At 74.5% G+C, this 2,152-nt stretch carries 2 protein-coding genes and 1 pseudogene; 1 reads left to right on the plus strand and 2 read right to left on the minus strand.

Annotated features, from left to right (window positions below; translation table 11 throughout):
• Nucleotides 1-203: pseudogene (locus GPJ59_RS35710) on the minus strand (hypothetical protein); the annotation flags it as partial.
• A 72-nt stretch (nucleotides 204-275) separates the two neighbouring features.
• Nucleotides 276-812: a DinB family protein gene (locus GPJ59_RS35715; protein WP_258025423.1), complete on the minus strand. Its 537-nt coding sequence runs from the start codon at nucleotides 810-812 to the stop codon at nucleotides 276-278.
• An 85-nt stretch (nucleotides 813-897) separates the two neighbouring features.
• Between GPJ59_RS35715 and GPJ59_RS35720 the strand changes: the two genes are divergently transcribed.
• Nucleotides 898-1,803, plus strand: a complete 906-nt coding sequence (locus tag GPJ59_RS35720) for a Gfo/Idh/MocA family protein (protein WP_219672283.1) — start codon at nucleotides 898-900, stop codon at nucleotides 1,801-1,803.
• Nucleotides 1,804-2,152: the final 349 nt, after the last annotated feature.

Raw genomic sequence — 2,152 nt, forward strand, 5'->3', positions numbered from 1 at the left:
GCCTCCAGCGCCTCCAGCGCGGGTGCCCGGACGGCCACCGGAGCCGCGCCGCCGCCGCGCGGCAGATGCTGCGGCGGCGGCTCGGCCGACGGCGCCGAGGCGGGCCGCGCGGGGGCAGGGGTTACATGCACGCAGCCGGATACGGCCGATACGGCGGCGGCGACTCCGAGCAGCAGGGTTGTCGTGGTTCGGGAAGGATGCACTCGCGCAACTCTGCTGTGCCGGGACCCCGTTGCGAAAACCCGGAGGCCATATTCCCCACGCACGGGTGACGGCTACTCGCCGGTTGCCCCGTCGATCTGCTCCCGCAGCAGGTCCGCGTGGCCGTTGTGGCGCGCGTACTCCTCGATCATGTGCGTGTACACCCAGCGCAGGTTGAACTGCTCGCCCCGCCGGCTGCGGCCCACGGACAGCTCCTCCAGGGACCTGCCCGCCACCGCCCGACGGGCCAGTTCCACCTCCCGCTCCCACACCTGCAGGGCATCGGCGAAGGTGTCCTCGTCGGTGAAGTGGAAGTCGCCGTCCACATCGGCCCGGGTGCTGTAGAGGTCGGGCAGGTCCGCGCCGAGCATCACCTCGCGGAACCACCACCGCTCCACCTCCGCGAGGTGGCGGACGAGCCCCATCAGGGTCAGTTCGGACGGCGGCAGCGACGCCCGCCGCACCTGCTCCTCGTCCAGCCCCGCGCACTTCACGGCGAGCGTGGCGCGGTGGTAGTCGAGCCAGCCGTCCAGCATCTCCCGCTCCCCGGCGGTGGTGGACGGTTCGGCGCGCTCGATGCGGCCGGCGTGATCGGTCCCTGTCGTGGTCATGGTCGACATCCTGGACGAACGCGGGCCCGCCCACCAGGGATTAAGCTGCCGGAAGAGCCACGAGGAACGACCCTGGAGGATCCCTGTGAAGGTCGCGTGCATCGGACTCGGCGACATCGCGCAGAAGGCGTACCTGCCCGTCCTCACGACCCGTCCAGGGGTGGAGCTGCACCTGCAGACCCGCACCCGCGCCACACTCGACCGGGTCGGCGACACCCACCACATCCCCGCCGCCCGCCGCCACGGCGACCTCGACTCGGCCCTCGCCGCAGGCCTGGACGCCGCGTTCGTGCACGCGCCGACCGCCGCGCACCCGGAGATCGTCGCCCGGCTCCTGGAGGCGGGCGTGGCCACCTACGTGGACAAGCCGCTCGCCTACGACCTGGCCGCCTCGCGCCGGCTGGTGGAACTCGCCGAGGAGCGCGGGGTCTGCCTCGCGGTCGGCTTCAACCGCCGCTACGCGCCCGCCTACGCGCAGTGCGCCGACCACCCGCGCGAGCTCATCCTCATGCAGAAGAACCGGATCGGGCTGCCCGAGGACCCGCGCACCCTGGTCCTGGACGACTTCATCCACGTCGTCGACACCCTGCGCTTCCTGCTGCCGGGGGAGGCCGACCACGTCGACGTCCGGGCCAGGATCCGCGAGGGCCTCATGCACCAGGTCGTCCTCCAGCTGTCCGGCGACGGCTTCACCGCGCTCGGCATCATGAACCGGCTGTCCGGATCGGGCGAGGAGATCCTGGAGGTCTCCGGCCAGGACACCAAGCGGCAGGTGGTCAACCTCGCCGAGGTCATCGACCACAAGGGCCAGCCGACCGTACGGCGGCGCGGGGACTGGGTGCCGGTGGCCCGCCAGCGCGGCATCGAGCAGGCCGTGGACGCCTTCCTGGACGCCGTGGCGGCGGGCAAGGTGCTCAGCGCCCGCGACGCGCTGGCCACCCACGAGCTGTGCGAGCGGGTGGTTCTGAGGGCTCTGGAACAGGCCCCGTGAGCCTGCGCCGCCGGGCCGCCACCGCCCCGGCCCCCGCCGCCGCCCCGTACAGCGCCAGCGCCGCCGGCGCCGCGCCCACCGCCCAGTCGCCGAAGCGCACGTAGAGGGTGGTGCCGCGGGCGAGCGGGACGTCGTACACCGCCGCCTCGCTCGCCGTGACGGGCAGCGGCGGGGCCAGGCGCTCGCCCGACGGGCCGCTGCCGGCGCCCCCGCCGGGTAGCGTGGCGTGCCGCACCCGCCGGCCCGGCGCCGCGGCCCCCCGCCCCGCCACCGCGGCGGCGGCGTGCGCGGGGCCCCATCTCCCGGGGAGGGGGGGTGTGGGGCGCCGACCCAGCCACGCCGTCGCCGG

It is taken from the genome of Streptomyces bambusae, assembly GCF_019400985.1.
In the GTDB taxonomy this organism is placed as follows: Bacteria; Actinomycetota; Actinomycetes; order Streptomycetales; family Streptomycetaceae; genus Streptomyces; species Streptomyces bambusae_A.

Bases quoted from the DNA above. Each gene is read 5' to 3' on its own strand.
- GPJ59_RS35715 (WP_258025423.1), bottom strand. From the start codon at position 812: ATGACCACGACAGGGACCGATCACGCCGGCCGCATCGAGCGCGCCGAA.